This window comes from Candidatus Magnetaquicoccus inordinatus, assembly GCF_004217665.1.
GTDB lineage: Bacteria > Pseudomonadota > Magnetococcia > Magnetococcales > Magnetaquicoccaceae > Magnetaquicoccus > Magnetaquicoccus inordinatus.
The window spans coordinates 1-7,118 of record NZ_RXIU01000183.1; the positions used below are offsets into that span (position 1 = coordinate 1).

The window sequence follows — 7,118 nt, forward strand, 5'->3', positions numbered from 1 at the left end:
TTGTTTTGAATACCCCGCAAGGGCGCCGTTATACACGGGATGGCTCCTTTGCCATCAACTCCCAGGGTGAGTTGGTCAACAAGGATGGCTATCCGGTTTTAGGTGCCGGTGGTGCCGCTTTGGTCGTGGGTAACGAACGGGTACAAATCAGCCCGGATGGGACCATCGCCAACGCACGCAGCGTGGTTGGTCGTCTGATGCGGGTCTCCCTTCCTGCTGCCTCTCTGGAAAAGGCGGGTGGCAATCTGTACCAGTCCTCAGCGCAAGAGACCAATCTGGAAACCCCAACCGGTGGATTTTTGCAAGGTTTTCTGGAGCAATCCAATGTCAACGCCGTGCGCGGCATGACCCAGATGATTGAGGTAAACCGGGCTTTTGAAGCCTACATGCAGATGATTCGTGCTCTGGACGGGTTGGATGGGCAAGCCATTCAGGTCGGTCGGTTGAGCTGATTTTTTAATATATTTTATTAGACAGAACCTCAGGCCATACTCTACAGTATGGCTGCCACACGGGAGAAGAGACCATGATTCGTTCACTTTGGACAGCGGCCACCGGTTTGCAGGCGCAACAGTTGAATATCGATGTGATTTCCAACAACTTGGCCAATGTCAATACCTCTGGCTTCAAATATTCCCGTGCCTCCTTTCAGGATCTTCTCTATGCCAATATGCGTCCCGCCGGCAGTGAGACGGCACAAACAGGAGCCGCCGTCCCGGCAGGTATTCAATTGGGTCATGGGGTCAAACCGGTTGCGGTGACCAAAGAGTTTACCCAAGGCAGCGCCATCCCCACCAGCGAAGATGCCTTCAATGTCGATCTGTTTATCAGTGGTCAGGGATTTTTTCAAATTGAACGGCCAGATGGCACCATCGCTTACACCCGTGATGGTCACTTCACCATCGACAAAGATGGCAACATGGTAACCGCAGATGGTCTGCAACTGGTTGGTGGCCGCAGCGTCAAACAGCAAAATGATATTGCGGTGATGATCGAATCCTCCGGCATTATCAAGCGTGTGGACTCTAAAAATCTGCAATCGCAGGTCTCGCAGATTCAATTGGCCAATTTTGTCAATCCTGCCGGCTTGACTGCGATTGGCAACAATCTGTTTGTGGAAAGCCAGGCCTCGGGTACTCCCATCACCAGCAATGCCGATGAGAATGGCATGGGCAGCTTGAAGCAGCATGTGGTGGAGCAGTCCAATGTCAACATGGTCAGCGAGATGGTGGAAATGATTGCCACACAAAGGGCCTATGAGATTGGCACCAAGTCGATCCAGACTGCCGATTCCATGTTGAGTCTGGTTGCCCAGTTGAAGCGTTAGGCATGAGATTTTTCTTTTCTTTTGCTCTGTTGCTCTCTCTTGCGCTTTTTTTCACTACTCCGGCTGCGGCTCAGGTTCTCAACCGCAGGGAGATCGAAGGGGCGATAGATATGCGTTTGCGGGCGGCATTGGAAGAGAATGGGCGTGGTTTGTATGTGGTCTCCTTTAATGCTCCTGCCGAGGCCAAGGTTCCGGATGGTGAGATCACCTGGGTATTGGGTGCCGGAATCGAAAACTGGGAGGCGGGTAGGAATAATTTGCCGGTCACGCTACTGGTAGACGGGGCAACTGCCGCCCGTTTGCAGGTAACCGTACAATTAAAACAGCGGGTACAAACCCCGGTCTTGCGACGTGATTACAAGCGGGGAGAGCTGGTGAACAAGGATGATGTGGTCATTCATGAGATTGATTTAACCACTCCGTTGGCTGGACGGTTGCAAAATATTCCGGGGATAGTGGGCAGAGTGGCCACTCGTGATATCAAAGCAGGCCAGCCGCTGGTCGATAAAATGTTGGAAGGTCCGGTAGCCGTGGAGCGCAATGATCGGGTACGTATCACCTTGACCCGTGGTCCAATGATTATCGAAACAACTGGAATTGCAATGCAGCGTGGTCGTATCGGTGATTTTATTTCGATTCGCAATCCACAAAGCAAATCACTTTTTGAAGCGCAGATCACCGCACCGGGCGAAGCCCAGGTCCGGTCCTGGTAACCCCCGCAACGCTGGGAAAGGAATCTAAAGATGAATGGCAAAATGGGTTGGAAAGTATCTGTGCTGGTGCTGCTGGCGGTGACCGCCAGTGGTTGCAGCATGACCCGTGCCTCGGCCCGTCCTCCGGCCCCCATCGCTGTGGTGCAACCGGTACCGCCGGAAAATATGGCTCCGCGCAAGGGATCGATCTGGCAGACATCCGATCGCAATACTCTGTTTTTGGACAACAAGGCGCGCAATATAGGGGATATTGTCACCGTGCAGATTGTCGAGACCTCCAATGCCAAAAAAGAGGCCAAGACCGATCTGAACCGTTCCGGGAGCAATGATTTTGGTTTGACCGGGGTGTTGAGTCCGGCTGGCCTGTTTGGTGCCAAGCTGCCTGGAGCGACAGGAGGTGCATTGACTGCGGGAACCACCAGCAACAACACCTTTAGCGGTGATGGCAAGACTGAGCGTAACAGTGCCTTGAAAGCAATTGTCTCCTGTGTGGTGGTGGAAATTCTCGGCAACGGTAACCTGCGTATTTCAGGTCGCCAAGATATTACCGTTAACAATGAAAACCAATTCATTCTTATCTCCGGGGTGATTCGTCCTGAGGATATTACCCCACAAAATTCGGTGGTCTCCTCGCAGATGGCCGATGCCCGCATCGAATACAGCGGTGAAGGGGATGTGAATGACCAACAACGCGGTTCCTGGTTGAGCCGTATTTTTGCCACTGTGAACTAATTTGAAGTTGCGACTGCGATGAATGCCACCTCATTAGTACGGATTGGAGCAGCTTTGCTGCTGTTGTTGCTGAGCACGACGAGTCATGCGGCTCGCTTGAAGGATGTGGTGGAGATCGAAGGGGTGCGTGGCAACCCGATCACCGGTTTTGGTTTGGTGGTGGGTTTGAACGGCACCGGCGACAGCAGTGCTGCCTTTACCAATCAATCGTTGACCATGATGCTGGAACGGATGGGTATTTCCACTCCGCAGACCGGTGTGAAGGTCAAAAATATTGCATCGGTGATGGTAACCGCCACTTTGCCTCCATTTGCTCGTCAGGGAGGAAAGCTGGATGTGACCATCTCCTCCTTGGGTGATTCCAAAAGCCTGCAGGGGGGAACGTTGATTTTGACTCCTCTCAAGGGGGCAGATGGCAAGATTTATGCGGTAGCCCAGGGACCGGTCTCCATCGGTGGTTTTGCCGTGGAGGGAGCGGCGCAATCGGTGCAGAAAAATCATCCCACGGTGGGACGCATTGCCGGTGGAGCGGTGATTGAGCGGGAGATTCCCTTTGAGCTCAATCAAGAGTTTCAGTTGCAGTTGTCGTTGCGCAATCCCGATTTTACCACTGCCACTCGTGTGGTGAAGTCGATCAATAATTTATTTGGCGAACCATTGGCGAGCGCACGTGATTCGGGTACAGTGCAGTTGACAATCCCATCGACCTATCAGGGGAAGGTGGTTGATTTTGTCTCACGGCTGGAAAACCTGCAGGTGGATCCCGATCAGACGGCCAAAGTGGTGCTGAACGAGCGAACCGGCACCATTGTCATGGGTGAAAATGTGCGTGTATCCACTGTTGCCCTGGCGCACGGCGGATTGAGTATTAAAATCACCGAATCACCGCAGGTCAGTCAGCCCAATGCCCGCAGTCGGGGAGCCACCGTGGTTACTCCGAAGACGGATATTGAAGTTAAAGAGAAAGACGGCAAAGTTTTGGAAATGGAAGCCGGTGTGACTTTGGGTGAACTGGTTCGTGGTCTCAATTCAATTGGCGTGACCCCACGCGATTTGATTGCCATCATGCAGTCGATCAAAGCCTCCGGAGCCTTGCAAGCTGAACTGGAGATCCTGTGAGTGACGCATCCCGTATAGGTGCCGGTAACGCGCAACTGCCGATGCCGGCCAACCTTACCCCGAAAGAGGCTCGCCGTCTGCAGGCAGCGGCGAGCGAATTTGAAGCTCTGTTCATCAAGCAAATGCTGGGATCCATGCGCAAAACGGTTCCCAAGGCGCTGCCAGGACAAGAAGCTTTGCTGCGCGAAAGTGAGGGCGAAAAAATATTCCGTGACTTGCTGGATGGTGAGTATGCTAAAGTGATGAGCCAGAGAAAAAATGGCCTGGGTTTGAAGGAAGGGCTGTTGCGTTATCTGGCTAATCAAAACGGTCGAAATCGGGTAGATCCCCAGGCCGCGGTGGCACGATTGCAAGCTCAATCCAGCGCACTGAATGGTGTGGTGCAAGCGCCTGCTGGCACAGGAGTTGTTGGCAGCAGCGAGTGACCCTCTGTTTTTTGCTGCAATCGGGTGAAAAGTGGTGCCAACCGGCGGCCCTGATGACGACCTGTACAACGGCGTACAGAGGAAGCGCGAACCATTATGGTTACCAGAATTAAAAGCGTCGCGGTTGGCAAATTGGGCCGTATTGGCCGGCAACGTGCAACTCGTGCCGGGTCGGGCAGCGATGCGGCAGTTTCTGCCGCCGGTCGCAGCGATGATGTGGCCTTTTCATCGGATGCCCGACTGATTGGCAAAGCGGATGAAGCGGTCAATCAAGCTCCAGAGATTCGCATGGAGTTGGTTGGTCCGATCCGTGAGGCGTTGATGGCTGGTCGCTATCATGTCTCCAGTCTGGATGTGGCCGATAAAATTTTGCGTCAGGTCTTGCTGGAACGCAAAAAATCGATATGAGAAACCCCAAGCTGTGTGGCATAATGGATTACGGTGATGGCCGAAAGTGGTCGAAATCCTCTGGATGAGGAGCTGCGTCAATTGCGGCAGATTCTGGAGCCGATGGTGCAACAGTTTGCCCAGTTGCAGGAGCTCTTTCTCCTGGAGCAAGAGAAGCTGCGTCAGCGGGATACCGATGCGCTGGATGCTTTGGCGGTACAAATTGCCGAAAAGTTGGCGCGTATACGTGCAATCGATCAGTTGCGACATCGGGTTACCACGCAAATGGGCAAACGCTTGGGGCTGAAGCCCGAAGAGGTGACCCTGGAGTCGTTAGACAAGGCGATGGGTGGCACTACCGGTTTGCAGGCGTTACGCACGCAGTTGCGGGAGGTTGTGGAACAGACGGAACGGATCAATCGGGAAAATCAAGCGGTGCTGACTGGGGTATTGGCGGCGACCGAATCGATTCTTTCCGCTCTGCAGGGTGGACCCGTCGGAGGAGTCTCCTCCTATAACCGTTTGGGTTCCCGGCAAAACAATCCGCGATTCAACCTGCTCTCAAGGCAATTATAAGAATCAATATCGTTATTGCTGCTGGCGCAAGGAAATTTTACAAGGCAATAGAGATATTTTGGCCTCTTGGTGGTTGGTTCTATTTTTAATTGAGGACTATGGCATGTTAATTTTGACACGGCGCATTGGTGAGAGCTTGACCATTGGGGAGGAGATTAAAATCACCCTGTTGGGGATCAAGGGCAACCAGGTACGTATAGGTATTGATGCGCCGCGCGATGTGGAGGTGCACCGGGAGGAGATCTATGACAAGATCAAACGGGAGACCCGCAAAGCCAACCTGAAGACCTCTGATGCGGTATTGGAGCAGGCTTCCCGGATTTTGTCCGGGGGATAAGTGTAGCAGTTTTTATTGAATTTTTGTCCTTTTTTGTATCGTCTCTTTTTAGTCAATATATTTCCAAAGAGCCTCTGTTTGACCTGTTCGCACTGCCAAGATGCCTGTTTTGCAGTGCGGCAGGATCTCTTCGGCCAACAGGCCAATCTGTTTATCAGCGAACTTTGTAGCTATTCACCACCCAAAACTATTGCGGGTCCAGGGAGGGCACCTCCCTGACGGAGCCTCTGGGGTTTTGTTTTGTGCTTTTGGCGCGCTTTTCACAATAAGCCGACGCGCTTTTTGCGTCGGCTTAAGCGCCTAATGGAAGCAAGCTGTGCAGATTGGCGCGCATTTTTGCGCCAATTCGCACAGCATCCCCATGGAGGTAGAGCTGGCGAGTCATCGCAAACCGGGTAAAGCTGGCGCGCCAGCACAAACCTGAATAGTTACCCAGTGCCAATATATTTTCAAGCACCTGCACAAGAAATGCGCCTCTCTGCTCCAGTTCCTGCCGTGCCTCCTGGACGATAAGCAGATCACCGTCAAGATGGTGCAGTGCCATCTTCTGTACTTTAGCAATCGGTCAAAAATGATGTCAGCAGCTCTCCTCAGTGCTCAAATGCAGACTGGCACCGGTATTTGCTGGCGCTTTATGGTGTGAATTGCCATAAAAAAACCCGTAAACTGTGCGTTTACGGGTTTTTTTGGCATTCAAGGGCGCTGAAAAATATTTCTCAAAATCGCCTTTGGTAGCGAGGGGGGGACTCGAACCCCCGACCTGCGGATTATGAGTTTTGAGTCCAGAGCTTTACAACCTCCTCATCTGTAATGAATTTTAATTTTTTCAAATGGTTAAGGATTCCAAGTTTTGGCAGATTACCCCCCGCTTTTTCCGCTTTTGGAACAACTTTCTCACACGAGACTCTCACACAAAGCACACTGTTTCCAGTCCTGAAACCGACCGTATCAGGGCTATTGGAAGCGGGTGGTTGCTTCTGCTGTGCTTTAGGGTACACCCCAGTGAAAAGCCCATTGCTGTCCAGGAAGTGCATCAATAGAGTTGACTTCTGAGTTTTGATAGGATAATATCACTGCATCTTAAACCTTATTGATATGATTGGTGCTGCAATGGCCGTGATTGGCTATGCCAGGGTTTCTTCATCGTCGCAGGACTTGGGGATTCAGCTCTCAGCCCTTTCCCACTGTGATGAAATTTTTTCAGAAATTGAGTCAGGAGCCAAGAAGGACCGCCCCAAGCTTCAGGAGTTGCTCCGGTTCGTCAGGAAGGGTGACGTGGTGGAATGCACCCGGCTGGACCGGTTGGCAAGGGATACTCACCATCTGTTGGAAATTGTCCAGTTGCTGGAACGGAAAAATGTGGCTCTGAAGATTCAGAACATCAACCTGGACACGGGGACAGCAACCGGAAAGCTTATGCTGACCATGCTGGCGGCCATCAGTGCCTTTGAAAGAGACCTGCTGCGGGAGCGTCAGCAGGAAGGAATTGAGAAGGCCAAGGC

General features: G+C 52.3%; 10 protein-coding genes. All 10 read left to right on the top strand.

Annotated elements, in window-relative coordinates; translation table 11 throughout:
- A partial coding sequence (locus tag EJP87_RS12100) for a flagellar basal body rod C-terminal domain-containing protein (RefSeq protein ID WP_320412242.1) occupies positions 1 to 452 on the top strand: 452 nt, incomplete at its 5' end.
- A 74-nt stretch (positions 453 to 526) separates the two neighbouring features.
- Entirely contained in the window at positions 527 to 1,327 is an 801-nt protein-coding gene (gene flgG / locus EJP87_RS12105) for a flagellar basal-body rod protein FlgG (RefSeq protein ID WP_130472136.1), read from the top strand.
- Between the two features lie 2 nt (positions 1,328 to 1,329).
- Positions 1,330 to 2,040 (top strand): flagellar basal body P-ring formation chaperone FlgA, encoded by a 711-nt coding sequence (flgA, locus tag EJP87_RS12110; RefSeq protein WP_130472137.1) that lies wholly within the window; start codon positions 1,330 to 1,332, stop codon positions 2,038 to 2,040.
- A gap of 30 nt (positions 2,041 to 2,070) precedes the next feature.
- Positions 2,071 to 2,772 (top strand): flagellar basal body L-ring protein FlgH, encoded by a 702-nt coding sequence (locus EJP87_RS12115; RefSeq protein WP_130472138.1) that lies wholly within the window; start codon positions 2,071 to 2,073, stop codon positions 2,770 to 2,772.
- Positions 2,773 to 2,790: 18 nt separating this feature from the next.
- Positions 2,791 to 3,891: a flagellar basal body P-ring protein FlgI gene (locus EJP87_RS12120; protein ID WP_130472139.1), complete on the top strand. Its 1,101-nt coding sequence runs from the start codon at positions 2,791 to 2,793 to the stop codon at positions 3,889 to 3,891.
- Positions 3,888 to 4,316, top strand: coding sequence for a rod-binding protein (locus EJP87_RS12125; protein ID WP_130472140.1), 429 nt, complete (start codon positions 3,888 to 3,890; stop codon positions 4,314 to 4,316). The genes EJP87_RS12120 and EJP87_RS12125 overlap by 4 nt, the downstream gene beginning before the upstream one ends.
- 96 nt (positions 4,317 to 4,412) lie before the next feature.
- Positions 4,413 to 4,724, top strand: a complete 312-nt coding sequence (gene flgM, locus EJP87_RS12130; RefSeq protein ID WP_130472141.1) for a flagellar biosynthesis anti-sigma factor FlgM — start codon at positions 4,413 to 4,415, stop codon at positions 4,722 to 4,724.
- 36 nt (positions 4,725 to 4,760) lie between these two features.
- Positions 4,761 to 5,279: a flagellar protein FlgN gene (locus EJP87_RS12135; RefSeq protein WP_130472142.1), complete on the top strand. Its 519-nt coding sequence runs from the start codon at positions 4,761 to 4,763 to the stop codon at positions 5,277 to 5,279.
- Positions 5,280 to 5,382: 103 nt separating this feature from the next.
- Positions 5,383 to 5,616: a carbon storage regulator CsrA gene (gene csrA / locus EJP87_RS12140; RefSeq protein ID WP_130472143.1), complete on the top strand. Its 234-nt coding sequence runs from the start codon at positions 5,383 to 5,385 to the stop codon at positions 5,614 to 5,616.
- A 1,110-nt stretch (positions 5,617 to 6,726) separates the two neighbouring features.
- On the top strand, positions 6,727 to 7,118 hold a 392-nt coding region (locus tag EJP87_RS12145), incomplete at its 3' end, for a recombinase family protein (protein WP_130472144.1).